Origin of the sequence: Roseibaca calidilacus, assembly GCF_001517585.1 — a bacterium.
GTDB lineage: Bacteria > Pseudomonadota > Alphaproteobacteria > Rhodobacterales > Rhodobacteraceae > Roseinatronobacter > Roseinatronobacter calidilacus.
Window position 1 is genome coordinate 1,441,545 of record NZ_FBYC01000004.1, and the last position, 23,902, is coordinate 1,465,446.

Annotated in this window: 28 protein-coding genes; 9 read left to right on the forward strand and 19 right to left on the reverse strand. The window is 62.0% G+C overall.

The window, feature by feature from the left end:
- The first annotated feature begins 139 nt into the window (after positions 1 to 139).
- Positions 140 to 1,459, forward strand: coding sequence for an RNA polymerase factor sigma-54 (gene rpoN, locus AWT76_RS10680; RefSeq protein ID WP_072247647.1), 1,320 nt, complete (start codon positions 140 to 142; stop codon positions 1,457 to 1,459).
- Here the strand turns inward: rpoN and AWT76_RS10685 are convergent.
- The 19 genes from AWT76_RS10685 to AWT76_RS10775 form a co-directional block, all read right to left on the reverse strand.
- Positions 1,445 to 2,143 carry a hypothetical protein gene (locus AWT76_RS10685; RefSeq protein WP_082700175.1) on the reverse strand — a complete coding sequence of 233 codons (699 nt, stop codon included), beginning with the start codon at positions 2,141 to 2,143 and terminating at the stop codon, positions 1,445 to 1,447. The two genes, rpoN and AWT76_RS10685, sit on opposite strands and share 15 nt — an antisense overlap.
- A 12-nt stretch (positions 2,144 to 2,155) precedes the next feature.
- Positions 2,156 to 2,872 (reverse strand): hypothetical protein, encoded by a 717-nt coding sequence (locus tag AWT76_RS10690; protein WP_072246342.1) that lies wholly within the window; start codon positions 2,870 to 2,872, stop codon positions 2,156 to 2,158.
- Entirely contained in the window at positions 2,869 to 3,099 is a 231-nt protein-coding gene (locus AWT76_RS10695; protein ID WP_072246343.1) for a hypothetical protein, read from the reverse strand. Before AWT76_RS10695 ends, AWT76_RS10690 begins: the two co-directional genes overlap by 4 nt.
- A 99-nt stretch (positions 3,100 to 3,198) precedes the next feature.
- Complete coding sequence (locus tag AWT76_RS10700; protein ID WP_072246344.1) at positions 3,199 to 4,341, reverse strand: EscU/YscU/HrcU family type III secretion system export apparatus switch protein; 1,143 nt, start codon at positions 4,339 to 4,341, stop codon at positions 3,199 to 3,201.
- A gap of 9 nt (positions 4,342 to 4,350) precedes the next feature.
- The gene (fliR, locus tag AWT76_RS10705) at positions 4,351 to 5,154 is read right to left on the reverse strand and encodes a flagellar biosynthetic protein FliR (protein ID WP_072247649.1); all 804 of its coding nucleotides are present in this window, start codon (positions 5,152 to 5,154) and stop codon (positions 4,351 to 4,353) included.
- 9 nt (positions 5,155 to 5,163) lie between these two features.
- Positions 5,164 to 5,430, reverse strand: a complete 267-nt coding sequence (fliQ, locus tag AWT76_RS10710) for a flagellar biosynthesis protein FliQ (protein ID WP_072246345.1) — start codon at positions 5,428 to 5,430, stop codon at positions 5,164 to 5,166.
- A 3-nt stretch (positions 5,431 to 5,433) separates the two neighbouring features.
- Positions 5,434 to 6,171 carry a flagellar type III secretion system pore protein FliP gene (gene fliP, locus AWT76_RS10715; protein WP_072246346.1) on the reverse strand — a complete coding sequence of 246 codons (738 nt, stop codon included), beginning with the start codon at positions 6,169 to 6,171 and terminating at the stop codon, positions 5,434 to 5,436.
- On the reverse strand, positions 6,168 to 6,443 hold the full coding sequence (locus AWT76_RS10720) for a flagellar biosynthetic protein FliO (RefSeq protein ID WP_072246347.1): 276 nt from the start codon (positions 6,441 to 6,443) through the stop codon (positions 6,168 to 6,170). Before AWT76_RS10720 ends, fliP begins: the two co-directional genes overlap by 4 nt.
- 77 nt (positions 6,444 to 6,520) lie before the next feature.
- Positions 6,521 to 6,805: a flagellar motor switch protein FliN gene (gene fliN / locus AWT76_RS10725; protein ID WP_072246348.1), complete on the reverse strand. Its 285-nt coding sequence runs from the start codon at positions 6,803 to 6,805 to the stop codon at positions 6,521 to 6,523.
- Positions 6,795 to 7,799, reverse strand: coding sequence for a flagellar motor switch protein FliM (gene fliM / locus AWT76_RS10730; protein ID WP_072246349.1), 1,005 nt, complete (start codon positions 7,797 to 7,799; stop codon positions 6,795 to 6,797). The genes fliN and fliM overlap by 11 nt, the downstream gene beginning before the upstream one ends.
- A gap of 7 nt (positions 7,800 to 7,806) precedes the next feature.
- Positions 7,807 to 8,397 (reverse strand): flagellar basal body-associated FliL family protein, encoded by a 591-nt coding sequence (locus AWT76_RS10735; RefSeq protein ID WP_072246350.1) that lies wholly within the window; start codon positions 8,395 to 8,397, stop codon positions 7,807 to 7,809.
- Between the two features lie 9 nt (positions 8,398 to 8,406).
- Positions 8,407 to 9,723 carry a flagellar hook-length control protein FliK gene (locus AWT76_RS10740; protein WP_072246351.1) on the reverse strand — a complete coding sequence of 439 codons (1,317 nt, stop codon included), beginning with the start codon at positions 9,721 to 9,723 and terminating at the stop codon, positions 8,407 to 8,409.
- A gap of 58 nt (positions 9,724 to 9,781) precedes the next feature.
- Entirely contained in the window at positions 9,782 to 10,183 is a 402-nt protein-coding gene (locus AWT76_RS10745; RefSeq protein ID WP_072246352.1) for a hypothetical protein, read from the reverse strand.
- Between the two features lie 2 nt (positions 10,184 to 10,185).
- Positions 10,186 to 11,529 carry a FliI/YscN family ATPase gene (locus tag AWT76_RS10750; RefSeq protein WP_072246353.1) on the reverse strand — a complete coding sequence of 448 codons (1,344 nt, stop codon included), beginning with the start codon at positions 11,527 to 11,529 and terminating at the stop codon, positions 10,186 to 10,188.
- On the reverse strand, positions 11,526 to 12,224 hold the full coding sequence (locus AWT76_RS10755) for a FliH/SctL family protein (protein ID WP_072246354.1): 699 nt from the start codon (positions 12,222 to 12,224) through the stop codon (positions 11,526 to 11,528). Before AWT76_RS10755 ends, AWT76_RS10750 begins: the two co-directional genes overlap by 4 nt.
- On the reverse strand, positions 12,221 to 13,231 hold the full coding sequence (gene fliG / locus AWT76_RS10760; protein WP_072246355.1) for a flagellar motor switch protein FliG: 1,011 nt from the start codon (positions 13,229 to 13,231) through the stop codon (positions 12,221 to 12,223). The genes AWT76_RS10755 and fliG overlap by 4 nt, the downstream gene beginning before the upstream one ends.
- A gap of 5 nt (positions 13,232 to 13,236) precedes the next feature.
- Complete coding sequence (gene fliF, locus AWT76_RS10765; RefSeq protein WP_072246356.1) at positions 13,237 to 14,937, reverse strand: flagellar basal-body MS-ring/collar protein FliF; 1,701 nt, start codon at positions 14,935 to 14,937, stop codon at positions 13,237 to 13,239.
- 20 nt (positions 14,938 to 14,957) lie between these two features.
- Positions 14,958 to 15,257: a flagellar hook-basal body complex protein FliE gene (gene fliE / locus AWT76_RS10770; RefSeq protein ID WP_072246357.1), complete on the reverse strand. Its 300-nt coding sequence runs from the start codon at positions 15,255 to 15,257 to the stop codon at positions 14,958 to 14,960.
- Between the two features lie 9 nt (positions 15,258 to 15,266).
- The gene (locus AWT76_RS10775) at positions 15,267 to 16,433 is read right to left on the reverse strand and encodes a sigma-54 interaction domain-containing protein (RefSeq protein WP_072246358.1); all 1,167 of its coding nucleotides are present in this window, start codon (positions 16,431 to 16,433) and stop codon (positions 15,267 to 15,269) included.
- Between the two features lie 298 nt (positions 16,434 to 16,731).
- Between AWT76_RS10775 and AWT76_RS10780 the strand changes: the two genes are divergently transcribed.
- The 8 genes from AWT76_RS10780 to AWT76_RS10815 all read left to right on the forward strand — a co-directional run bounded on the left by AWT76_RS10780 (position 16,732) and on the right by AWT76_RS10815 (position 23,873).
- Positions 16,732 to 17,058, forward strand: coding sequence for a hypothetical protein (locus AWT76_RS10780; protein WP_245638805.1), 327 nt, complete (start codon positions 16,732 to 16,734; stop codon positions 17,056 to 17,058).
- A 72-nt stretch (positions 17,059 to 17,130) separates the two neighbouring features.
- Positions 17,131 to 18,330: a chemotaxis protein CheA gene (locus AWT76_RS10785; protein WP_072246359.1), complete on the forward strand. Its 1,200-nt coding sequence runs from the start codon at positions 17,131 to 17,133 to the stop codon at positions 18,328 to 18,330.
- On the forward strand, positions 18,327 to 19,154 hold the full coding sequence (locus AWT76_RS10790) for a CheR family methyltransferase (RefSeq protein WP_072246360.1): 828 nt from the start codon (positions 18,327 to 18,329) through the stop codon (positions 19,152 to 19,154). Before AWT76_RS10785 ends, AWT76_RS10790 begins: the two co-directional genes overlap by 4 nt.
- A complete protein-coding gene (locus AWT76_RS10795; RefSeq protein WP_245638806.1) occupies positions 19,154 to 20,248 on the forward strand; it encodes a protein-glutamate methylesterase/protein-glutamine glutaminase in 1,095 nt (364 codons plus the stop codon). Before AWT76_RS10790 ends, AWT76_RS10795 begins: the two co-directional genes overlap by 1 nt.
- Positions 20,245 to 20,769, forward strand: a complete 525-nt coding sequence (locus AWT76_RS10800) for a chemotaxis protein CheW (protein ID WP_072246362.1) — start codon at positions 20,245 to 20,247, stop codon at positions 20,767 to 20,769. Before AWT76_RS10795 ends, AWT76_RS10800 begins: the two co-directional genes overlap by 4 nt.
- Complete coding sequence (locus AWT76_RS10805; protein WP_072246363.1) at positions 20,769 to 21,488, forward strand: ParA family protein; 720 nt, start codon at positions 20,769 to 20,771, stop codon at positions 21,486 to 21,488. The genes AWT76_RS10800 and AWT76_RS10805 overlap by 1 nt, the downstream gene beginning before the upstream one ends.
- The gene (locus AWT76_RS10810; RefSeq protein WP_072246364.1) at positions 21,485 to 23,410 is read left to right on the forward strand and encodes a methyl-accepting chemotaxis protein; all 1,926 of its coding nucleotides are present in this window, start codon (positions 21,485 to 21,487) and stop codon (positions 23,408 to 23,410) included. The genes AWT76_RS10805 and AWT76_RS10810 overlap by 4 nt, the downstream gene beginning before the upstream one ends.
- A gap of 58 nt (positions 23,411 to 23,468) precedes the next feature.
- Positions 23,469 to 23,873, forward strand: a complete 405-nt coding sequence (locus AWT76_RS10815; RefSeq protein ID WP_072246365.1) for a response regulator — start codon at positions 23,469 to 23,471, stop codon at positions 23,871 to 23,873.
- The last annotated feature ends 29 nt before the right edge of the window (positions 23,874 to 23,902 follow it).

The window sequence follows — 23,902 nt, forward strand, 5'->3', positions numbered from 1 at the left end:
CTTAATCTGGCCGGGGTTATTTGTTTTCAACGTGCTAATGCCAGAAGCACCGTCGGACTTCCGTCATTTTAGCCCTGTCAAACGGTTTTTTTGCCTTTTAAGCCCTTTTTGCAAAAATGGCCCAATACAGGAGGCCATGATGCATTTTAGTCCGGTGATTCTAACGGGGCAGCGCCAATCGCTTGTCGTCAACCAACAACTTCAGCAGGCGATTACATTCCTGCAAATGAGCAATGCCGAATTGCAGGCCTTCATCGAAAGCCATGCCGATGAGAACCCGTTTGTCAGCCTGAAACTGCGCCATACCGGCGACGCGCCGCGCCTGCCCAGCGGGTCTGGTGGCACAGCGCAAGACTGGGACCGCATCAGCGCGCTGCCCGATCCGGGCGCGGCTTCGCTTTATGCGCATATGGCCCAGCAGATCGCGGCGCTGGGCATGGGCACGCAAGACATGGCGCTGGCCGAAGTATTCCTTGAATCGCTTGCCCCAAGCGGCTGGCTGGAAGCACCTTTGGACGACATCGCCCTGCGTTCGGGCGCCAGCATGGACAAGGTTGAAACCATGCTGAACCGTCTGCAAAAATTGGACCCGGCAGGCGTGTTCGCCCGCGATCTGGCCGAATGCCTGCGCCTGCAAGCTGCCGAGCAGGGTTTGTTGACGCCGCTTTTCGCCAAGGTTCTGGACAATCTGCAAATGGTGGGCAACGCAGACCTGCAAGGCTTGTGCCGGATATGCGGGGTCGAGATGCCCCATCTACGCGCGGCGCTGCGCGACTTGCGCGGGCTGGACCCGAAACCGGGCGCGCGCTTCGAACAGGCCCCCATGCCCATCCGCGCCCCAGACCTGCTGGTCAGCCAATTGCCGCAAGGCGGTTGGCGACTGGAACTGAACAATTCGACCATGCCCGCCGTCATGGTGCGCGATAACGAAAGCCGCAGCATGCGCAGCGGGGCCGACTACCATGCCGAGCGCCTTTCGGTGGCGCGCTGGCTGTCGCGCGCGGTTCAGTATCGCAACCAAACCGTGCTAAAGATTGGCGAGGAAATCTTGCGCAGCCAGCGTGCGTTTTTCAAGGCCGGGCCAGAGCATCTGCGCCCCATGATCATGAAAGACATTGCCGATGCGGTGGGCATTCATGAAAGCACTGTCAGCCGCGTCAGCAACGCGGTGACAATTGCCACGCCCTACGGTGTCATGCCGCTGAAACGGTTCTTTTCCGCCGCCTTGCCCGCGCAGGAAGGCAATTCCGGGTCGGCCGAGGCTGTGCGCAATCGCATCCGCAAGCTGATCCAGTCAGAAACGCCGACGCGGCCCCATAGTGACGAAGGCTTGGTGCAATTGCTGGATAAAGAAGGCGTGTCTGTCGCGCGCCGCACGGTTGCCAAGTATCGCGAACAACTTGGGATCGCGACCTCAGCAGTGCGGCGCCGTCAGGCGATGCTGTCATCCCAACTCTGACGCGGGCTGCTTGGCAGGGGCCGGTGGCGCGGCAAAGCGAAACCGCGCATTGGGGTTCAGCGCGCGCCACCCGGCCATGGCACTTGCTTCGGACGCGGCGGCAATGATGGCGGCGCGGCTATACCCCTCTAGCTGCAAGGCAAGGCGCTGGTGTTGCACCCCGTTGCGCCACAAATGCAGCCCCGCCGCCAGCCAGACACAGCCGATCAGCGGCCAGCCCACGGGCAGCCCAAGCGCACAGACCGCCACGAACAGCGCCAGCCCCGACCACAGGCGCGATTGCGCCAGCCATATCGGCGGTGCCACCAAAGCCAGAAGCGATGGCGCGGTCGAGAACAGGTCGTGGCCCCCGCGCGGGCTGGCGACGATTTCCCAGTTGCGCAGCGTTTCGGGCGTGTCGGGCAGCGCGGCCAAGGTCTGTGGCACAGGTTCTGCCTGCCATTGCCCCAAATCCGCGCGGTCGGTCAGGATGGTGAACACTGCATCCTTGCGCTGAAAGCTCAATGCCGACGGCGCGGGATGTTGGAGGATGCGCTTTTGCAAGGCGGCCACGGAGCCGCGCCAAGCAGTTCCATTCACCCCCAACAAAATATCGCCCCCGCGCAGCCCGAACACATGGCCTGCATCCTCTGTGCGGCACCGCTTCAGAACAAGGACCGATTCTGGTGTCTTGTCATCGGCCATGGCCTGCCCCCATCATGGAAAGCTGAACGGGTTCGGCGGCGGTGGCGCGCTGCGCAGTACTGGCGCGGGGCGCGAGGCGGCGGGCTGTGCCGGAGCAGGCGCGGGCGCTGGCGGCGCCGCGGCTTCGGGGCGCGCACCCGGTGTCATATCAGGCGCGGCCACGGCCATCGGCAATTCGGCAAGCTGGCGGGTCAGGTTCAATTCCACTTCGGCCAAGGCGATCAGCATATCGCCGCATTGGTCGGGCGCGGCGGCGGCGACGGGCGCATTAGCGCTGGCCGCATCCTGCTGGGCCGCCATCGCTTCGCGCGTCAGATCCGCCAAACGCTGGTCAAGCTGCGCGATCAAGGCCTCTACAGATCCTTGATGCTGGTTGGCTTGGTCTTGTGCGGCAGTGCTGGCGGCTTTCATCTCGTCCAGCGCGGCATTCATGTCCATCAGGTTCTCGACAAAGCTGGCAGAGGCGCTGGCCTGCACCTCTGCGGCTTGCGACAGATGCCCCGAGGCGCGAAACCAGCCCAGCGCCCCCACGCCCAAGGTCAGGACCGCGACCGCCGCAATCACGATCGCGGTCATACGGGTTTGCTTGGCAGTCTTGTCCAGCGCAAGGGCCGCGTCATTGCGCGCGGCAATGGCGGCCTCGGCCTCTGTTGCGGCCTCTGTGGCCAGTTTGGCGGCCTCTGTCGCCTGTTGGGCCAGTGTTTTCAGGTCTGGGGATCTGGTGGTCATGACCGATGTCCTTTGCCCATAAGCCTTTGGACCACGCGCGCGATCGGATGGCGCAGAATGGCCAAACCGGCCATCATGGCGCATAGCAGGACAATCCCCTGCCGCGCAGGGTCAAGCGTGTCATCCATGGCCGAGACGATGAAGGCCAAGGCAAAGGCGGCAAAGCAAAAGCTGGCCAATCGCCGGGCTTGCTTGCATCTGGGGCAATCGGTGGCGAAACGGGGCATCTGGGCGGTCCTTTCCGGTCTGCGCGTCGGATATGCGACAAGGCTGCAAGGATCATGCCAACGGCTTGGCGCGTGTTTGTTTCGCTAAAGCGCCATGCCTTAGCCCGCGCGATTGCCCAGCCCGTCGAATTGCAGATCGGGCGGCAGGTCTATGTCGGGCAGATCGTCTTGCAGGCCGCGTTCCACCCGCCACACATGCGCCAAGACAGCCGCCACAGCGCCGAACAGCCCGTCATGGATGGGCTGGCCAATATCGCCAGTAAAATACAGCGCCCGCGCCAAGGGCGGCAAGCGCAGCACCGGGATATGCGCCGATTTTGCGCGCTCGATAACCTGAAAGGCCAGCCCATCGCGGCCAGATGCCAGCATGACCGGCACGTCATCTTGCCCCGGCACATAGCGCAGCGCGACCGCGAAATGGGCCGGGTTGACGATGACCGCGGTGGCTTGTCCCACATCATCCAGCGCACCGCGTTCGCGCGCCGCGCGCTGGCTGGCTTGCATCTGCAATTGACGCAGCTTGCTCTTCACCTCTGGAGAGCCGTTATCTTCGCGGTTCTCACGCTTCACTTCGCTTGGGGTCATGCGCAGTTGCGTGCGGTGTTTGTGGCTTTGCCACAGCAGATCGGCCAGCGCGATCCCCCCCAGCACAAGGCACATTCCGGTAAAAATGCCCAAGGTCAGACGAAACACAACGCGCAGGGCATCGCCCAAGGGCACAAGGCCCAGCACGGTCAGCCCGTCCAACCCCAGATACACGCCGCCCAGAACCACCGTTCCCAGCAGCGTGACCTTGCCAATCGCCTTGGACAATTCCACCAAAGAGTTCAGCGAAAACATGCGCCCGAAGCCCTTTAGCGGGTCGATCTTTTCGGGCTTGAAGGCAAAGCCCTTCACCGACCAGTTCAGCCCGCCGATAGCGATTTGCGTGCCGATCATCAGCAGCATCACAGGCAGCCCGATCAGCCCGGCCGCCAGCAATATATCGCGCCCCGCATACCCCAGCGCCGCCAGCAGCGCATCGGGTTCCAGATTGCTGGGCGCGTTCAAATAGGCGCGCCAGCGTTGCAGGATCGCGCCGCCCAGCACGGGCAAGGTCAGCAAGATCACCGTTGCCGCCGAAATCGCCGCAAAGACCAGCATTTCCTGAGAGGTCAGAACCTGCCCATCCTTGCGCGCCTGATCCAGCTTGCGTGGCGTCGGCTCTTCCGTGCGTTCGGCGCTTTCGTCTTGCTCTGCCATTGCGGTCCCTTATCGCGGCAAGGGCCAAAGCCCATCAAGCGTTGTCAAACTGTCATTGGCAAGGTTTGCAAAGCCCAAGAACATTTCTGGTGCGGCCAGCCACAGCAAGAAGAACATGATGAGGATGGTCAGCGGAAAGCCCACCGAGAACAGGTTCATCTGCGGGGCGGACCGGGTCAGCACCCCGACCGACAGGTTCAGCACCACCAACCCGGCCACAACCGGCAACATCAACGACGCGGCCAGCGCGAACATTGACGCGCCCGCCATGATGCCCGCGCGGCTTAGCGCGGCAATGTCCAGTTCTGCCCCAGGCGGAAAGCTGGCATAGCTGTCCAGCATGATGCGCAAGGCCATCAGGTGCCCATTCATGCCCAGAAAGACCAACAGCAAGGCAAGGCTGAAAAACTGCGCCAGAACAGGGCTTTGCCCGGCGGCGGTCGGGTCCAGTTGCACTGCAAAGCCCAAGCCTGCCGCATTGGCGATCTGATCGCCCGCAATGCTGGCGGCGGCGAACAGGATGGTCAGCACCAGCCCTGCCACCACGCCCACCGCGATTTCGGCAAGGACCAATGGTATAGCCGACAAGGCGGCAAGGCTGTCGGCATCGGGCATATCATATAGCTGAGGCACGACCAGCGACAGGCAGACGGCCGCGACAATCCGCACCGGCAGCGGCACAAAGCGCCCCCCAAACGCAGGCGATGCGATCAGGAAGGCACCAATGCGCAACATGGCAAAAAGCTGCGCCGCCAGCAGGTCCGCCATGCTGGCCAAATCCAGCCCCGGCAGGGTGACAACGGCACCTTCCACCAGCACCCCCTAGCGAATGTCTTGGACCTGTTCGAACACGAACAGGAAGTAATCGGACAAGGTGCCCAGCATCAGCGCCGACCCAAGCGCCATGGCGATGAACACCACCGCCAGCTTGGGCACAAAGCTGAGCGTTTGCTCGTTGATGGATGTCGCTGCTTGCAGCACCCCGATCAGCAACCCCACGCCCAAGGCCACGGCCAAAACCGGGCCTGCCACTTTCAAAATGGTGAAATAGGCAAGCTGCAATTGTTCCGATGCTTCGGTATAGTCCATAGGTTACCCCCCCATGCCATAGCCTGCGGCCAGCGACCCCACGGTCAGCGCCCAGCCATCAACCAGCACGAACAGCAGCAGCTTGAACGGCAGCGCCACCATGATGGGCGACACCATCATCATGCCAAGCGCCATCAGAATAGAGGCGATCACGATATCGATGACCAGAAAGGGCAGGAACAGCAGGAACCCGATCTGGAAGGCGGTTTTCAGCTCGGACGTCAGGAACGCGGGCAGCAGAACATGAAAGGGCACCGTGTCAGAGGATTCGAACGGGCCTGCACCCGCCATATCGGCAAACATCAGCAAATCCGATTGCCGCGTATGTTCGACCATGAAGGCCTTGATGATCACGCTGGCACGTTCCAGCGCCTCGGTTTGTGGCAGCGCGCCATCCAGCGCCGGGCCAATCGCGGTTTCGTAGATTTCAGAGAAAACCGGCTGCATGACGAAGAAGGTCAAGAACAACGCCAGCGCGATCAGCACTTGGTTGGGCGGCGTTTGCTGCGTGCCAAGTGCTTGGCGCAGAATGGACAGCACGATCACAATGCGGGTGAAGGCGGTCATGCCCAACAGCAAGGATGGCAACACCGTCAGTGCCGTCATCAGCGCCAGAATCTGCAAGGACAAGGACCAGCTTGTGCCACCCTCGCCTTCGGTCATGGTCAGCGCAGGCAGACCTTGGGCCTGTGCCGCCACAGGCAGAAGCACCAAGAAAACGGCAAGGATGGGGCGGATCATGCCTGCGCCCCTGCCGCCGGGCCACCCAAGGGCTGAACGGAACAATTGCCGCCCTTCCCCTGAACGACCAGAAATTCACGGCCATCCACCGCCAGCAGCACGGCGCGTTGGTTGGCCCCCAGCGCAAGCGTGTCCTGCACCTGCAAACGGCGGCCCTGCGCCAGCTTGCGCGACAGCCCGTGTTTGTTGCGATGAACGAAAACCCATGCCGCGCCCAGCGCCGCCATGAACAGGCCAAGCGTAACCAGCCGGTCGAATGTCAGAATATCCATGCAGCACCAAATCTACCTGCGGGAATGCCCCGCGATCTGGGCATGATGCTGCAAGGATCGTGCCATGCGCGGCGGTGTCAGACCACGTCGGCGCGTTCTTCGGGGGTTATGATCTGGCCAAAGCGAATGCCAAAGCGTTCGCCGACCATCACGACCTCGCCCTTGGCGATGGGGGTGCCATTGACCAGCACATCCAGCGGATCGCCCGCCATGCGGTTCAGTTCGACCACCGACCCTTCGGACAGGCGCAGCAAGTCGCGAATGGTCAGCTGCGTGCGTCCCACTTCGACAGTCAGCGCCACGTCAATATTTTCCAGCAGGCGCAAATGGTCGGGCGCCGTGGGTTTTGCATCATTCGGCATGGCTTAGTCCTTTTTGGCTTTGGGGCGCAATCGCCCGCAAGATCGACACGGCCGCATGGCCGTTCTGCGCGCCCGGCTGGGCTTGGAACATCGGCACGCCATCGACCAACACATCCACCGCGCTGCCCAATGACACCGGGACCACGTCGCCATCTTCCAGCCGCATCAGCCGGGCCACCGAAAGCTGCGGCTGGCACAACCGCGCCGAGACGGTCAACGGAATGCCAAGGATCGCGGCTTCCAGCCGTTCACGCCAGTTGCGATCCTCTGTCAACTGGTCAGACTGCATCCGAGAGCGCAACTGGCTGGAGATCGGCTTCAATATCTGAAGCGGGTAGACAATGTCGAATGTCGCCGCCTCATGACCCGGAATTTCCACTATAAATGAACAGCATACGACCTTTTCTTCATTTTCGGCAAAGGCCATAAACTGCATATTCTCTTCGCGGCTTATGGCGTTGAACCCCACGGTCACCAGATCGCGCCACGCAAGTTCCAGCGCCGAATTCAGCCGGTCGGTGATCAGTTCGATCACCCTGTGTTCTGCGGCGGTAAATTCGGTGCGGTGCAGCTTGGGCCCGTCCACCCCACCGCCGTAATAGGCATTGGTCAGACGCGCGATAAACTCGGGCGGGAACACCATAAGCTGGTTACCGCGCAGCGCATCGGACGCGCTGATGGTCAGCGAGACGAAATTCTCTTGCCCGTTGCGGTAGTCCTCGAATGTCATCAACTCCGGCAGAAAGCTGGACAGGCGCGGCTGGAAGCGCAACAGCGGCATGAAGGCAGATCGCGCCACGCGGCAGAACCGCTCATGCACAATGCGCAGACCATGGTATTCGCCAATGCCGGCATCTTGCGTTTTGGCAAAAGAGAACGGCCTGACCGGTTGCCCGTTATGAAATTCTGTTTCGTCATCGCCGCCGAAATCGGCTGTCAACCCGCCGACAAGGGCCGCGACCTCTGTCGAGGAAAGCTTGCGTTGCTTTGCCATGGCGCGCCTATTGCAGCACGAAAGACGGGAAAAACACGCCTTCGACGCCCCCGAAACCTTCGATGGCTTCCAGACGCTCGTTGATCGCGTCGCGCAGGGCGGCGGCCATGCGTTCGCGCCCGTCGCGGCTGCTCATTTCGTCCTCTGTGAAGCTGCCGATCACCGCCAGCATATCGGAACGCAGCGCCGCTTGATGGGTTTCGACATGCTCCATCACCTTGGCGTCATACTGGGTGGACAGCGTCACCCCCAGTTGGATGAACCGGCGCGAGCCTTGCGGATTGGTGGTCAGCGCCTCTTCGAAACTGAAATAGGTCGTCTCAAACACCCCGTCCTCAGGGGTTGTGCGCGTCTGCTCTGGCATACCGCGCGCGCCACCTTCGCCCTCGGCAGGCGTAGAGTCTGCGGGTTCGATCATCCGCAGCGCTTGCGACATGGGCGAATTCGCATCCGAATACAGAAACCACCCTGCACCAAAGCCGATGCCAGCGAATAAGGCAGCCGTCAGCGGCAGCCCCAGCAGCAGCAACAGTTTGCCGCCCTTCTTTTTCGGGGCGTCGTCGGTCACGTCGTCGGTGTTTTTCTCTTTGTCAGCCATGATGGGCCTTTATGCGATAAGGTTCACAAGTCGGGTCGCGGGTGCAGGGGCTAAAACCGGGTCAGTCGGGCCAAGGCCAGAAGGGCTATGCCCATCGGGCTGCCCCCCCTGCTCTTGCGGTGCGCGCCGCTCTGGCGCTGTGTCATGCCCTGCAAGCGTCATACCAAGTCGTTCCAGATCGGTGGCCAATTGGCGCTGCGCCTCTGACAAAAGCCTTGCAGCCTCTGGGTTTTCGGCGGCGAACAACACCGATGCGCTATCGCCCTGCACGCTGACAGAAACGGTCATGCGCCCCAGTTCCTCGGGGGCCAGTTCCAGCACCATCGTGCCACCCCCGGCCTCTGCCAAGTTTGCAACCGGCCCCTCGATCAATTGCGCGGTCCAGTCCGGGGCGAACATCGGCAAGGGCATACCCAGCGCACCCAGCGCACCCGGCGCGGGCGGCACAGCCGCAGGCGTGGCGGATACAGGGGCGGCCATAGGCGCGCCGCCTGTATCAACCGGTAGGGATGCAGCCTCAATCGGGCCGGGCAGCGGCGGCGCAATCGGGGCAATTGCGGGCAGCGCGGGGGCGGACATGGCAGGCCCGATTGCCCGGATTGGCAGGTTGGCCGCAGGTTTTGGCACTTGGCCAGACCCAAGGCCGCGCGCAATGCTGGACACAAAATTTGCGGTGGCGTTTTCAGCGTCTGCCCTTTGTCCAGGCAAGGCAGGCGCGGCCATCAGCTTTTCCGGAACTGCCAGCTTCGTAGGCATAGATTGGCTGACCATAACCGTGGACAAAGCAGAGCCAAGCTGCAACGCGGTCTTCGGTGACGGCATTGGAGTGATGGTCCGATCCAGCGGTATGGCTGGCAGCGCGGGGGTGACCGTTTCCGGGGCAACGGCCTCTGCCAGTGCGACCCGCATCGCGGCCAAGGGTTTTGCGGTATCAGGCAAAAACTCTGGTCCGGCCCCTAGCGGTATTTTGGCCATGGGGTCAGCCCTCTCTCCCTCGCTTGGGGGAACCAGCACTTGGCCGGGCATGAAAGGCGTTGAAACGCTGGGCGCACCCATCGCGCCACCCTCTGCGCCATGGCCTGTTTGGGCCGTCTGGCCGGGTTGCAGCACGGCCACCAACGCGGCCAAAGGGTCTTGTGGCGCATCTGGCGCAGGGTCCGCGTCGGGAACCGGCCCCGCATCACTCGGGGCCAGTTCTGCTAAAACGCTGTCCATCAGCGCACTGAAAGCACCCCGCTTTTCGCCATCCACCTGTCCGACAGACAGGATGGACGCAAACCCGTCGGGCTTGTTTGGAACATTCAGAAGGGCAGAGATCAGCGTCATGACCGGGCCTGTGCTATCGCGTTACAACCGCGTTGCAAGTTGCGTGCCGAAACGCCGCCTAGCGCGCGCGATATGGGACTGCCGCATCATGGCGGTCCTGCGCGGCCTCTGCTTCCTCGCGGTGCGCGCGGCGCGCGGCCTGTTGCGCGTGTTGGTGCCGGCGCAATTGGTGCTGCAATTCACCGCGCGCGGCATGGGCTTGGTCAGACGCGGTTTGCGCAAGCTCTGCCTGCCGGGCCTGTTCGACCCCAAGGCTGTGCGACAGGCGCGCCGTATCGCGCAATTGCGCCACGCTGACAGGGCCGGATGCCGGGCGCAGACTGTCCAAAAGCACCGCCAAACGGTCTTGCGCGGCTTGCGCCTGCTGCGCTTGGTGTTGCGCCGCCTGTATCCAATGCGCGCTTTGCGCCATGCGCACAAAGACCCGTTGCGCCTGCAAATGAAACAGCCTGCTGCGCATCGTCACTCCTCTGCCGTGCCGCAGACCGCCATCAGCGCGGCGCGGCTGTCGTCCAGCGTGACCGGGTCACGCGGGGATTGCGAAATCAAGGCGCAGATTTGGGGCCAAAGCTGCATCGCTTCGTCCAGATCGCGGTCCTGCCCTTTGACATAACCGCCCATCATCACCAGATCGCGGTTGGCGTTATAGGCGGAAACCAGCTTTTTCAGCCGCATGGCCGCGCTTTGCTGGGCGTCGTCCGTCACATCGGGCATAACGCGGCTGACCGATTGGGTTATGTCAATCGCGGGGTAAATCCCGGCCTGCGCCTGCGCCCGCGACAGCACCAAATGCCCATCCAGAATGGCGCGGGCGCTATCGACCACCGGGTCCGACACCGTGTCATCGCCATCGGCCAGCACGGTGCAAATGGCGGTTATCGTGCCTTCGCCCGGCAAGCCCGGCCCGGCGCGTTCCAAAAGCTGCGGAATCAAGGCGATCACAGAGGGCGGATAGCCCTTGGCGGTGGGTTGCTCGCCCATGGCCAACCCGATTTCGCGCTGCGCATGGCCCACGCGGGTCAGGCTGTCCACGATCAAAAGCACGCGCCGCCCGGTCTGGCGAAACCATTCGGCAATCGCGATGGCCCGGCGCACACCGCGCAACCGCAACAAGGGCGAGCGGTCAGCGGGCACCGCGACCATGCAACAGCGCGCGGCGGCGTCGCCCTGCATCAGGCGGCTGGCCATATGGCCCACCTCACGCGCGCGCTCGCCAATCAGGGCCAGCACGACAACATCGGCCTGCGCGTTGCGCGCCATCATTTCAATCAGCACCGATTTGCCCACACCAGAGCCCGCGATAATGCCAATGCGCTGCCCTTCGCCCATGGTCAGCGCGGCATTCACAATCCGCACACCGCAGTCAAAGGGCTGATCGACCGGTTTGCGCAACAGCGGGTTCAGCGGCTTGCCCGCCAAGGGCCAGCTTTCTGACAGCACGGGAGCGGGGCGGTTGTCCAAAGGTGTGCCCTGCGCATCTGTCACACGGCCCAACAAGCCTTCGCCCACGGCCACATCCTGACCACCGGGCAGCAAATGCACCCCTGCCCCGGCCAGAATTGGCGTGCCGGGATCCGTGACCACCAGCTTGTTGCGGCCATCTTCAAAGCCCACCACCTCTGCCAAGACGGGGCGGCCTTGCGCGCCCTGCACACAGGCCAAGGCGCCGGGCTGGGCGGGAAACCCGGTCGTGTCCAGATGCAACCCGTCATACCGCACCACCTGCCCCGAAAGGACCGGGGCAGGCCGCGGCAGGGCTTGCAAGCGGTCGCGCAGCGCGACCAGAGGGCGCGGCGCGGCGCTCATTCGGTGATCCTGCCGATCAGGTCATCGACCGCCAGCCCTTGGCCTTTTATGCGCAGATCACCCCGTGCAAGCGCAGGGTCGGCGCGCAGTCGGGCTTTGAACACCTGTTCCAGCACGGGCGCGGCGGCGGCATCGCGCGCGGCAGAGAGTGCTGCCAGATCGTCGGGGTGCAGCGCAATCCGAAGTGTGCCGAATTCATCCGCGATCTGCTCCGCCAAATGCAAAATGCGTTCGGCAAAACCGGCCGGGTCGGCGCTGATCTGGGTGCCCGCGCGCTCTGCCGCCAACTGGCGCACCATATCGGACACAGTCTGTGCCAGCGCGCTGACCTCGGCCTCCAAAGCGTGCGACATCTGGTCGGTGATTGCGTCCAAGCGCTGCGCCGCCTGTTCCAAGCCGATGCGCGCGGTCGATATCTGGTCTTGCAACGCTTGCTGGGCGGCAGTGTAGCCTTCGGCATAGATCTTGGCGCGTAGATCTTCGGTCAGGATAACGGGCTTTGGGCTGGGCGCGGCAGGCGGCGGCGGTGGCGGCGGCGCCTCTGCCACCTCTGGCACAGGGTCCGGCTGGGGGTGGCGCACCATGTCTTGCGGCAGGCGCAGCACGAAGCCACCCGCGCCCTGCCCAAGCCCCGCCATGGGGACAAAAGCTTGCTCTTCGCGCGGCTGCGCGGGCGTGAAGGTCGCGGCGCTCATACCATTTCCTCGCCGCCGCGCCCGGCCAGCACGATGGTGCCCGCATCGGCCATTTCGCGCGCGCTTGCGACAATGCGTTTCTGGGCCTCTTGCACCTCTGACAGGCGGACGGGGCCAAGGGCCTCCATCTCGTCACGGATACCGGCGGCAGCGCGCAGCGACATGCAGGACAACAGGCGTTCGCGCAGCACATCATCCGCGCCCTTCAACGCCAGCACAAGCTGTTCAGGATCAATCGCGCGCAACAAGGTTTGCAGGCTGCGATCATCCGATTTGCCCAGATTGTCGAACACAAACATGTTGTCCTGAATGGCGGTCATCAGGTCTTTGTTATCCTTGCGAATGTCTTTCAGGATGCGTGCCTCGGCATCCGAGCGCATGAAATTCATGATCCGCGCGGCCGCTTTCACGCCACCAATCTGCGACGCGCTGGAACTGCTGGACGCTTTGAACTTGCGCTGCAACACCTTTTCCAGATCGGCCAGCGCCTCGGGGGTGACAGTGCCCAAGGTGGCAATCCGGCGCAGGATGTCGGACTGCAACTCTTCATCAAGCGAAGTCAGCACGATGGACCCGCGCGTGGCATCCAGACACGCAATGACCAGCGCGATGATCTGCGGATGCTCATCACTGACCACGTCCAACACGGTCGCGGCATCCATCCAGTCGAGCAACTCTATCGGGCGTTCAAGGCTAAGCGGGTTGATCCGCGCCAACACCGATTGCGCGCGATCCGGGCCAAAGGCATCGGACAACACGCTGCGCACATAGCCGCCTGCGCGGTAGGCAAGCCCCGTTTCGCCCGCCAGCTTGGTCAGGAAATCCTCCAACACGCGGTCGGCCTCATCTTCGTTCACATCTTCGATGGCATAGACGGCTGCCCCCAGATGCTGCACTTCAGCAGGCGACAGCTTGCGAAACACCTCTGCGGCGACCTCTTCACCGAACATCAGGATAAGTTTTGCGGCATCTTGGGTGGCAGGGCCGAAACTGGCGACAGCGCTCATGGGGGTTATCCGGTTGTTTCAAGTTCAGGCTGAATCATGCGGTGAATCACGGACGCCACGCGCGCCGGGTCATCCTTGGCCAGCTTTTGCAAAACGGCCTGTTTGTCCGCGCGGCTGGCATTGCGGCCCAGAACGCTCTGGGCAAGGTCGCGGTGGCGCTGGTTCAGCTTTTCTTCCACGTCTTCCAGCGTATCGCCCTCGGCCACCTCTATCATGCCGGGGCCGTATTCGGCGCCGGGCACGCCGTTTTCGATAGCGTTCAGGCGGCGCTGTAGCAGCGGGCGCAATATACCCAAGCCCACTACAGCGACCACGACAATCACGACCAAGGCGCGCAAGATGTCGGGCAAGTGCTGCGCATAGGGCAACGCAGCGCCGGTGGGTGCTGCCTCTGTGGTGGCGGGCATGGCGAAGGGGCGCACCAGAATGGTAACGCTGTCGCCGCGCGCCGCGTTATAGGCGATGGCACTTTCAACAAGCGGTTGCAGCGATTGCACCAACTCGGCCTGCGCCTGCGCGGCATCGGCGGCCGGGTCGGCCAAGTCCGGCGCGCGGATAACGATCGCCGCCGATAACCGTTCAACCTGCCCGGTTTCCGGCTGCGTGCTGGAAACTGTGCGGCTAACCTCGAAATTGCGCGTGGTGCTGCTGGATTGGTTGCGCGGGTCGGCTTGCGCGGTCTGCGTGGTCGGCGCTTCGGCCAGATCGGCCTCTTGCGGGGGGGTGTTGGTGACAGCGCCGGGTATACCGCCCGCGGCCGGGTCACGGGTCAGGCTTTCGCTAAGCTGCTCGCTGCGCAGCGCGTTGCCTTCGGGGTCGACACGTTCTTCGCGGATGTCGCGGCGGGTGAAATCCATCTCTGCGGTCACTTCGACCGATAGGTTGCCAAACCCCACAACCGGGATCAGCAGCGCCTCGATCCGGCGGCGTAGCAAGGTTTCCAGTTCGACACGGTGGCGCAGGTGGCGTTCGGCCATTTGCGCACCGTCACCATCATCGACGCGCGACAACAAACGACCGGTCTGGTCCACCACGCTGACATCGGCCCGCGCCAAACCCGGCACAGAGGATGAGACCAGATGCACGATCGCTTCGACCTGCCCGGCATCCAGCACGCGGCCTTGCAACATGGTCACGAAGACCGACGCGCGCGGCGGGTGATTGTCGCGCAAGAATGCAGAGCGTTCGGGCCAGGCCAGATGCACCCGCGCCGCCTGAACCGACCCGATTTCGGCAATAGAGCGCGCAAGGTCCATTTCCTGACTTTGCCGCAAACGCGCGTTTTCCAGCGAACGGCTGGCACCCAGCGGAATGTCAGACAGCGCCTGTTGCCCGTCCGGCACCGCCTGCGGCAAGCCTTGGCTGGCCAGGGACAGCCTTGCGCGGTGGTACTCCGCGGTGGGCACGGTCACTTCGCCGGTTGTCTGGTCCACGCGGGCATCGACACCGGCGGCGGACAGGGCTTCGACCACGCGGGCCTTTTCAGCTTCTGGCAAGCCGGGATAGAGCGCGCTGCGCGGCGCGTCGCGCCAGACCAGCCAAGCCAGAAGCGCCAAGCCGGCGGCCGCCAGAATAACCAGTGACGGCAGCGCGCGGCGCAGCGCGGGCTGCGCGGCAAAGCGGGACATGGCAGCAGGCACGCCTTGGGCGCGGGCCATCAACCCCGATTGGGCACCGCCGGAAACTGGGCTGGGCGAAATTGCCATGGGCTAGATTCCTTCGCGCGTTAAAGCGGCATGTTCATGATGTCGCGATATGCCCCAAGGGCCTTGTTGCGCACGTTGAGTGTGAGTTGAAAGCCAAGCGATGACACTTGCTGTTCGACCATCACGGCGGCCAGATCGTTTTGCGTGCCCATCTGATAGGCGCGGGCGGATTCTGCCGCGCGGGCAGAGGCGGCGTTGACCTCTGACAGGGCAGATTCCAACCGCGCGCCAAAGCTCTGCGTGCTTTCTGACGCGCGCGCAGGCTGCACCGTTTGCACAGGTGGCAGCGCGGGGCTGGAGCCAACCGGACCGACCGTCATGGCTCACCCTCAGACAGCCGCCGCAAGCCGACGGGCCAGACGGGTGGGTGCCGGATCTGCCTTGGGCGCAGGCATCTCAGCGCTATCGAGCATGATGTCATCGGTCGTGATCCGGCGGCCATCGCACAGCACCAACGCACGCTGCATGACATTTTCCAACTCGCGCACATTGCCGGGCCATGTGTGAAAGCGCAGCATGTCCATCGCGGTGGGTGTTGGCAGCGGCACCGCGCCAAGCTGCCAATGACGGCGCAGGAACGCGATGGCCAGCGGTGCGATGTCTTCGGGACGGTCCTGCAAGGCAAGTGTTTGAAGCGGGAACACGTTCAGCCGGTAATACAGATCCTCGCGGAAGCGCCCGGCGGCGACCTCTGTGCGCATGCCACGGTTGGTGGTGGACAGAATGCGCAGATCGACCGCGATTTCGCCCGAAGACCCAAGCGGCGTGACCTTGCGTTCTTGCAACACACGCAACAGCTTGGCCTGAAGCGCCAGCGGCATTTCCGTAATCTCATCCAGCAGCAACGTGCCCCCATCGGCGGCACGGATCAGACCTTGGCCAGCGGCAACCGCCCCGGTGAAAGACCCTTTCACATGGCCAAACAGCATGGCTTCCAGCATGTTGTCCGGAATCGCCGCGCAGTTCAGCGCCACGAATGGCTTTCCCGCGCGAGGGCTGGCATCGTGAATGGCGCGGGCCAGAACCTCTTTGCCGCTGCCGGTTGGCCCGTTGATAAGCACGGTGACATCCGTTTGGGCCACGCGGTTGGCAAGGTCTATCAGGCCACCTGTTGCCGGGTCGCAGGCGACCATGGGGCGTATGGGGTGGGCGATCATTTCGGCAACATAGGTCAGCAAGGGTTCGGCATGACGCGCGGCAATGTCTTGTTCGCTCGCAGGCAGATGCAGGCGCAGCAGGCTGCCGCCATGTTCGGTTTCAACCCGCAGGCTTTCGGCGCCCAGCGATATGGCGACAAGATTGCGCATCTTTGCCGCGCGCGCCGCCTGAACAAGGCTTCGAACGTCGCTTTCAGCAGTCACCAGCCCGATCAGCGCCGCAGCACCATTTGCCAGTTCAATATCGCCGCGGGTCACGCACACGCGGCGGCGTATCATCAGGTCTGCCAAGCGGTCCAGCAAACCGGTTTGCGGGTCTAGGAAATGCAGCGTTGTCATGGGCAAGGTCACTTCTCTGGCTTCTGCCAAGACAGAGGCAGAAACCGTGCCAAGCGCGCTTTTTCGCAGCGGTTTTTAAAATGGGCCAAGAAAATAACGTTCTAAAAGACGGATAGCGCAGCGACCAAGTGTCAAACACGGCGCTTTGCGCGCTTGGCGACAGGTTTCGCGACATCCGTTCTAGGGGTCTGCCCTGACGGGTGGCTAGCCGTTTTACCGCATTTCACCCATTTGCGATGCGATACCGCCTTTTGGATGGCTCAAACATTGCGACGGGCTGCCGTTCTTAAAGATGTTCATGAACAGCGGGACACCGGAAATGCTATCCAAAACCTATCACTTGAAGTTTCCCAGCCTCGATGCCGCCCAGATCGCGGCACCCTTCGTCGTCGAGACCATGGGAAACGCCATTCCCGACTGCAATTTGGTCGGGCTGAATGTGTTGATCTCCAAGGAAGGGGATGTTTCGATCAATGTGTTTTTTAACAATGTCAATGACTTGAAATCGTTCGAGAAACGCCATGGCGGTTTTCTGGACACAATGAAAAAGACCTTCCTGTTCAAGTCGAACGGGTTCGAGGGCGTGTGTATCTTCAATTACGATTCCGCCGAGGACGCTGCCTAACCGCCCAGCGCGGCGGGTTGGCACGCTCTGTGCAGATATTCATCAACGATTGCGATCTTTCCGGGACAAGACATGAGTCAGACGAAAACAGATACGGCTTCTGATACCGGGCTTATGCGCGTTCCGTCGGAACGTATCAGCCGGTTGATGGACCTTGTCGCCGAATTGTCGCTCTCGGTGGCGGAAACCGTGCGCTCGCCCGATCTGGACGGGCTGGAGCTGTCGCATTTCGAAACCGCTGTCCACCGGCTGATGATGATCGTGCATGAAGTGCAAGACACCGCGACCGAAATGCGGCTGGTCCCGGTGGACGACGTGTTCAAACGTCTGCGCCGCATGGTGCGCGAAATCGAACGCCAGACCGGCAAGAAGATTGATCTTGTCATCCATGGCGCGGACACGCAGATCGACAAGCTGGTCGCGGACCGCCTATATGACCCGCTGTTGCACGTGCTGCGCAATTCCGCAGATCACGGGCTGGAACTGCCAGCAGAGCGTATTGCCGCCGGCAAGCCAGAGCTTGGGCGCATCACCCTGAGCGCTGCGCAGGTCGGCAGCGAAGTGCGCATTGTTGTCGAGGATGACGGGCGCGGCCTGAACCGGACCAAGATTCTGGCCAAGGCGCGCGAACGCGGCTTTTTCGGCCCCGACGAAGAACCCGAACCCGCCATTTTGTGGAAGGTGATTTTCAAGGACGGGTTTTCCACCGCTGAGAATGTCTCGAACCTGTCGGGGCGCGGCGTCGGCATGGATGTTCTGAATACCACAATGAACCAACTTCGCGGGCGTATCGTGGTGGACAGCACCGCAGGCCAAGGCACCCGCGTGGCGCTGCATATCCCGGTATCGCTTGCCTTTCTGGATTGCATTATCCTGCGCCTGTCGGGCTTGCTATTTGCCGTGCCGATCGACGTGGTCGCGGAAATCATGCAGCCCGAAGACGGGCAATTGGCGCGCATCTCGGCCCAAGGCGGTGCAGAGGTCTGCAACTGGCGCGGCGGAACCATCCCCGTGTGCCGCCTGACAGAGATCTTCGACGGCATCGCGCCCGGCGCGCAAGCAGAGCGCCAAGTGATGATGGTGTTCCAGACAGAGCAAGGCCCCTTGGCCGTGCCGGTGGACGAGATTCTTGACCGCCAGCAAGTGGTGATGAAGCCGCTCTCTGGCCGATTGACAAGCGTCCGGGCCAGCTTTGGCTGCGCGCTTCTTGGCAATGGCGATGTGGCGCTGGTGCTGGATTGCGACCGCCTTCGGCAAGGACTGGACGCATGACAAGAAGCAACTGCCCACCGGACGAAGTAAGCTTGGAAGCCATTTCCAGTTGGCTGGAACGCAGCTGCGCCATTCATTACCCCGAATCCAAGCGCGATCTGTTGCTGCAACGGCTGGGCCGGGTGCAGCATAGTCTTGGCTTTGACAGCCTGTGCGAACTGGCCCAAGCGCTTTTGCGCGCCAATACAGAGGCCGTGCAACTGGCCATCGTGCACGCGGCATCGACCAACCATACCTATTTCTTTCGCGAAATGGACACGCTGTCAGGGTTCCAGCAGAATGTCTTGCCCGACTTGGCAAAGCGCCCGGAGATCCGCTTGTGGAGTGCGGCCTGCTCTACCGGCGATGAGGTCTACACATTGGCCATCTTGATTGCCGAAACGCTGGGGCTGGAAGCGTTGAAGCGCACGCATATCCTTGGCACCGATATCAGCGGCCCGGTGATCGAAACCGCCGAAGCCGGGCGCTTTAGCAAGCGCCACCTTGAACAAGTGCCCGAAGATATATTGCGCCGGTATTTGCGGCCCGTTGGACAGGACCAGTTCGAGGTCATCCCCGAACTGCGCGCCGCCTGCACCTTTCGGCGCATGAACCTGAAAAAGGCCCCCTACCCGTTCAAATACCCGTTTCAGGCCGTGTTCTGCCGCAACGTGCTGTATTACTTCGCGCCGGCTGACCAACTTGAGATCGTGAACGCGATTGCTGATGTCACCGAGCGCAATGGCTGGCTGTATACCAGCGTGACCGAAAGCATGCGGGGCATGTCGCCACGCTGGCGCGCATTGACCAATGGCACCGCGCAATGCGTGGACGGAGTGGCATGATGGCGCAGTCACATGACCCCGGCAGACCTGTCCGCGTCTTGATCGTCGATGATTCAGCGATGATCCGCAAAGCGCTGGAAATAGGCATGTCCAGCGATCCGGGCATCGTGGTGATCGGGGCCGCGCATGATGGCGAGAGGGGGCTGGAAATGGCCCGCGCCCTGGCCCCGGACGTGATTACGCTGGACATAGAAATGCCCCGGCTGGACGGGGTCAGCTTCATGCGCCGCCTGATGCCAGAGCGCGCGATCCCCACGGTTGTCATCTCTGCTGTCACCAGCGAAGGGGCCGAAGTGACCCTGCGCGCCTTGGAAGCGGGCGCGGTCGATATTATTGCCAAACCCTCGCTTGGCACCGGCACCGCGCTGCCCCGGATCATGGCCGATATCTGCCGCCGCGTGCGCAATGCTGCAAATGCCCGACCGTTTCTTAGCCGCCCCTTGGTGCAGACGCGGCTGACGGCGCGGCGCAGTTCCCATGCCCGTGATCATGTCATTGTCATCGGCGCATCGACCGGCGGTGTGCAGGCGCTGGCGCAGTTGCTGCCGCTCATGCCGTCTGACGCACCCGGCATTGCCATCGTGCAGCATATGCCAGAGGGCTTTACCCACTCTTTTGCAAAGCGGCTGAATACCACCTGCGCCATCGAGGTCCGCGAGGCAAAGGACGGCGACGAAATGCGCCCCGGCCTTGCGCTGATCGCCCCGGGCGGCAGCCGTCATATGGTGCTGATAGGTCACAAGCCCAAGCTGCGGGTCTCGCTGCAAGAAGGCCCGCCTGTCAGCTTCTCTACGCCATCGGTCGATATGCTGTTCGACAGCGCGGCAAGTTGTCTTGGCCCTAGCTGCTCTGCGGCGCTGCTGACGGGCATGGGCAAGGACGGGGCCAATGGCTTGTTGAACATTCGCAACGCGGGCGGGCGCACCATTGCCCAAGATGAGATCAGTTCGGTCGTCTGGGGGATGCCCCGGCAGGCGGTCATGATCGGTGCAGCCCAATTTATCCTGCCACTGAATTCTATCGCGGCGGCCCTACTGGAACCACCCGCCACCGCGCTGGCCCAAACCGCCCACAAGGAAGGACAGAGCATATGACTACCCCCTACCCAGACACCCATCGCGATGCCGCGCTGCTCGGTGGCGCCTTGGAAGCCGATACCATCGCCAACATGTACCTGACCTTTGACATCGGGTCGGAAGAATACGGCGTGGCCATTGCCGATGTGATCGAGATTGTCGGCATTCAGCGGATCATGCCCATCCCCGACCTGCCGGTTTACTTGAAAGGCGTGATCAACCTGCGCGGGAAGGTCATTCCGCTTATGGATATCCGCCTGCGCTTCCGGATGGACGAACGCGCCTATGACGACCGCACGGTCATCATCGTCATGGAGGTGGATGATGCCCCCATCGGCCTGATCGTGGATGGCGTGCGGGAAGTGCGCGAGATCCCTGACAGCCAAATTGACAGCAACGCGCAATTTGCAAAATCCAGCACCAAACAGGTGATCGCTGGGCTGGGGCGCATTGATGACAGCGTTGTCGTGCTGCTGAACCCGACCGTTCTGGTGTCCGATGACGACATCCGCTTGATGCAGGAAAAGGCAGACGCGTGATGCGGGTCGTTGTCCAGAACCAGAAAGGCGGCGTGGGCAAGACCACCACGGTCAGGAACTTGGCCAGCGCTTTGCTTGCGCAGGGTTTGGCCAAATCTGTCGTGCTGGCCGATCTGGACCCGCAGGCGCATTTGTCGACCATGGTTCCGATACAGGGCACAGGCAACACCGCCGCCGACTGGTTGGTCGGTCAGCCGGTGCAGCCCGCCGCCGTTGAAGACGAAATCGGGCTTTCGCTGCTGCCATCGGCCGAAGAAATGCCCCTGCCAGTGTCTGACCTTGCCGTGCCCCATGGCGACTGGATGATCGTGGACACGGCGCCGGGCTGGTCGGACCTGACCGTTGCCATGTGCCGCTGGGCCGATCTGGTTCTTTGCCCGCTGGAACCCGATTTCCTGGGCCTGTCAGGTGTTGCCCGCCTGCATGAACGCTTTACCCAGCATAAGATCGCCCATGACAAACTGCGCTTCCTGTTGTGCCGTTTCTCGGGTCGGTTGAACCTGCACCGGGATGTTCACAGCCGGTTGTCAGCCCGCTTCGGCGCGCCGCAATTACTGGATGTAACGATCAGCAATTCTATCCGGATTTCGGAATCGGCAGGCTTTGGGCGCTCTGTCCTCGATCACGCCCCCGACAGCCCCTGCGCGGCCGAATACAGCGCCCTTGCCCGCGCATTGGCGCAATCCCCGCCCGATAACCGCGAAAGGAGCGTCGCATGACAGCCAAAAAACCCACTGCGCCCCGCAAACCGCGCGCAAAACCGTCCGGCAGCGCCTTGGGCGCAGACCCTCTGGACCGCATCGCAGTTTCTGACCCAAGCCCCCGTCCAAAAACCGAACTAGCCGAAGGAATCAACACCGTGACCAATACAGCTTCGACAGCTAAAAATTGGGATGAAATGGGAACGCATGACGCCCTGAACGTCCTGTCCAACCCCATCATGATAGCAGACCCTGACATGATAATCCGCTTTGTGAATGAGGCGGGCTACAAGATGTTTGAAGCGATCGAAAACGATATCCGGCAAGACCTGCCGTCCTTCGTTCCCCGCAAGGTGGTCGGCCGCAACATTGATGATTTCCATAAAAACCCGGCCCATCAACGCCGGATCATGGAAAATATCGTTGAGCCACATGATGGTGAATTCACCGTCGGCGGCAAACGTCTGGCTTTCAAGGCCACACCGATTTTGGATCAATCCGGCAAGACGTATTCTATTTTCGTTGAATGGCAGGACCGCACTTCAGCACATCAGGAAAACAAAGAAATCACGTTACTGATTGATGAAATCGGCAAAATGGCCACTGCCCATGCCGGTGGTACCATCAGTCACTTCGTACCCGCAGAGAGCTTCAATGACCGTCTGCGGGTTGTTGCCGAAGGGACCAACACCATGGTCCGCCAGCATATTGAAACCAAGAAGAAAATCCTTGCCTGCGTTTCGGAATTCGCACGCGGCAATTTCGACGCCCCGATCGAAAATTTCTCGGGCGAGCGTTTCTTCATCAACGACACGATCGAAGATATTCGCAGCGCATTCCGGAAAGTGACCGCGGAAATCGAGCGTTTTTGCGTGGCATTGGATGCTGGCGATTTGTCGATTGACCTGGATCGCGATGGGTTCGACGGCGATTATCGCCGGATCGTCGACGCCATGGAAACCGCGCTTTCTGGTCTGAACCGCACGGTCTCAAGCGCAAGCCAGCAGGTCGCGCAGGTTGCGATCACCGTCGAACAAATTTCTCAATCCAGCCAGTCGCTGGCCGCCAATTCGCAGATCGCATCCTCTTCCGTGGATGAGGTGTCGTCCTCGACCGAGCAAACCAGCGCGCAAGTTCGCTCGAACGCAAGTTCGGCCGATAACGCGACCCGTCTGGTGGGCAATACGGTGAATGTGGCCAATGACGGCAACCAGAAGATCTCTGAGATGGTCACCGCGATGGAAGGCATCCGCGCATCGTCGCAGGATATTGCCAAGATCATCAAGGTGATTGACGAAATCGCGTTCCAGACCAACCTTCTGGCGCTGAATGCGGCGGTAGAGGCCGCGCGCGCGGGCCAGCATGGGCGTGGTTTTGCGGTTGTCGCCCAAGAGGTGCGCAACCTTGCAGGACGGTCCGCCAAAGCGGCGCGCGAAACCTCGGAACTGATCGAAGATGCCTCTGGCCGGGTGCAATCGGGTGTTCGCATTGCAGGCGAAGCACGCGAGTCCTTCAACCGGATTGCCGCCGATATCGAAGAAGTGCAAACCCTTGTTAGCGGTATCTCCGTGGCCAGCGAAGATCAGGCACGCGGCGTCACGCAGATCAATGCTGCAATCGGTGAGGTTGCCAAAGCCGCCTTGTCGACCAGTCAACAGGCCGATGAGCTGGCCTCGAGCACTGCTGAAATGCAGTCGGTGACAGAGATCATGCGCCGCGATTTCGAACGCTTCAAGCTGCGCCCAATGGCGAGCCAACAGGCCGGCACCACGCTGGACATGAAAAACATGTCGCCTGAAATGATGGCACAGCTTCGCGCCATGTTCGCGGCCGAGATGTCGTCCGGCGCGCCCAAGGCCAAGGCCCTGAGCAATGGACATGCAAACGGCAAAGCGCGCGGGTCTGTTGACCAAGACGAGCGCGGTTTTGCGAATTTCTGAACAAACACGCGCGCCCGCTGTCCCATGCGGACGCGCTTACCTTCCGGAGAAGTGAGACATGCAACACAAAGTCATGATCGTCGATGATGCCGCGATGATGCGGCTGTATATTGCCAGCTTTGTCAAAAGCTTACCTGATTTCAAGGTGGTCGCACAGGCCGCCAACGGTCAAGAGGCGCTCGACAAGTTGGCCGATGGGACCGAGGTAGACCTGATCCTGCTGGATATCGAAATGCCGGTTATGGATGGGCTGGAGTTCCTGCGCCATGCCAAGCTGAAAACGCAAGCAAAGGTCTGCATGTTGTCGTCGGTGGTTGTGTCCGGCTCGCCCCATGCGGCCAAGGCCCGAGAGTTGGGGGCCGATGGGGTCGTGGCCAAACCCTCTGGCACGGTTTCGCATGATTTGCAGGAAAAGACCGGCGACGAGCTTGCCTCCACCATGCGCGCCGTAATGGCAGCCTGAGCCCCGCCCCTCTGAACGGAGACACCCGC

Excerpts from the sequence above, each read along its gene's own strand:
- rpoN (WP_072247647.1), top strand. The coding sequence starts at position 140 with ATGCATTTTAGTCCGGTGATTCTAACGGGGCAGCGCCAATCGCTTGTC.
- fliM (WP_072246349.1), bottom strand. The coding sequence starts at position 7,799 with ATGGCAAAGCAACGCAAGCTTTCCTCGACAGAGGTCGCGGCCCTTGTC.
- fliF (WP_072246356.1), bottom strand. The coding sequence starts at position 14,937 with ATGGCAATTTCGCCCAGCCCAGTTTCCGGCGGTGCCCAATCGGGGTTG.
- fliN (WP_072246348.1), bottom strand. The coding sequence starts at position 6,805 with ATGCCGAATGATGCAAAACCCACGGCGCCCGACCATTTGCGCCTGCTG.
- AWT76_RS10805 (WP_072246363.1), top strand. The coding sequence starts at position 20,769 with ATGCGGGTCGTTGTCCAGAACCAGAAAGGCGGCGTGGGCAAGACCACC.
- AWT76_RS10700 (WP_072246344.1), bottom strand. The coding sequence starts at position 4,341 with ATGGCAGAGCAAGACGAAAGCGCCGAACGCACGGAAGAGCCGACGCCA.
- fliE (WP_072246357.1), bottom strand. The coding sequence starts at position 15,257 with ATGACGGTCGGTCCGGTTGGCTCCAGCCCCGCGCTGCCACCTGTGCAA.
- AWT76_RS10750 (WP_072246353.1), bottom strand. The coding sequence starts at position 11,529 with ATGAGCGCCGCGCCGCGCCCTCTGGTCGCGCTGCGCGACCGCTTGCAA.
- fliQ (WP_072246345.1), bottom strand. The coding sequence starts at position 5,430 with ATGGACTATACCGAAGCATCGGAACAATTGCAGCTTGCCTATTTCACC.
- AWT76_RS10745 (WP_072246352.1), bottom strand. The coding sequence starts at position 10,183 with ATGCGCAGCAGGCTGTTTCATTTGCAGGCGCAACGGGTCTTTGTGCGC.
- AWT76_RS10775 (WP_072246358.1), bottom strand. The coding sequence starts at position 16,433 with ATGACAACGCTGCATTTCCTAGACCCGCAAACCGGTTTGCTGGACCGC.
- AWT76_RS10810 (WP_072246364.1), top strand. The coding sequence starts at position 21,485 with ATGACAGCCAAAAAACCCACTGCGCCCCGCAAACCGCGCGCAAAACCG.
- AWT76_RS10695 (WP_072246343.1), bottom strand. The coding sequence starts at position 3,099 with ATGCCCCGTTTCGCCACCGATTGCCCCAGATGCAAGCAAGCCCGGCGA.
- AWT76_RS10740 (WP_072246351.1), bottom strand. The coding sequence starts at position 9,723 with ATGACGCTGATCTCTGCCCTTCTGAATGTTCCAAACAAGCCCGACGGG.
- AWT76_RS10795 (WP_245638806.1), top strand. The coding sequence starts at position 19,154 with ATGGCGCAGTCACATGACCCCGGCAGACCTGTCCGCGTCTTGATCGTC.
- AWT76_RS10755 (WP_072246354.1), bottom strand. The coding sequence starts at position 12,224 with ATGAGCGCCGCGACCTTCACGCCCGCGCAGCCGCGCGAAGAGCAAGCT.
- AWT76_RS10720 (WP_072246347.1), bottom strand. The coding sequence starts at position 6,443 with ATGGATATTCTGACATTCGACCGGCTGGTTACGCTTGGCCTGTTCATG.
- AWT76_RS10735 (WP_072246350.1), bottom strand. The coding sequence starts at position 8,397 with ATGGCTGACAAAGAGAAAAACACCGACGACGTGACCGACGACGCCCCG.
- AWT76_RS10800 (WP_072246362.1), top strand. The coding sequence starts at position 20,245 with ATGACTACCCCCTACCCAGACACCCATCGCGATGCCGCGCTGCTCGGT.
- AWT76_RS10785 (WP_072246359.1), top strand. The coding sequence starts at position 17,131 with ATGAGTCAGACGAAAACAGATACGGCTTCTGATACCGGGCTTATGCGC.
- fliP (WP_072246346.1), bottom strand. The coding sequence starts at position 6,171 with ATGATCCGCCCCATCCTTGCCGTTTTCTTGGTGCTTCTGCCTGTGGCG.
- AWT76_RS10815 (WP_072246365.1), top strand. The coding sequence starts at position 23,469 with ATGCAACACAAAGTCATGATCGTCGATGATGCCGCGATGATGCGGCTG.
- fliG (WP_072246355.1), bottom strand. The coding sequence starts at position 13,231 with ATGAGCGCTGTCGCCAGTTTCGGCCCTGCCACCCAAGATGCCGCAAAA.
- AWT76_RS10690 (WP_072246342.1), bottom strand. The coding sequence starts at position 2,872 with ATGACCACCAGATCCCCAGACCTGAAAACACTGGCCCAACAGGCGACA.
- AWT76_RS10685 (WP_082700175.1), bottom strand. The coding sequence starts at position 2,143 with ATGGCCGATGACAAGACACCAGAATCGGTCCTTGTTCTGAAGCGGTGC.
- AWT76_RS10780 (WP_245638805.1), top strand. The coding sequence starts at position 16,732 with ATGAACAGCGGGACACCGGAAATGCTATCCAAAACCTATCACTTGAAG.
- AWT76_RS10790 (WP_072246360.1), top strand. The coding sequence starts at position 18,327 with ATGACAAGAAGCAACTGCCCACCGGACGAAGTAAGCTTGGAAGCCATT.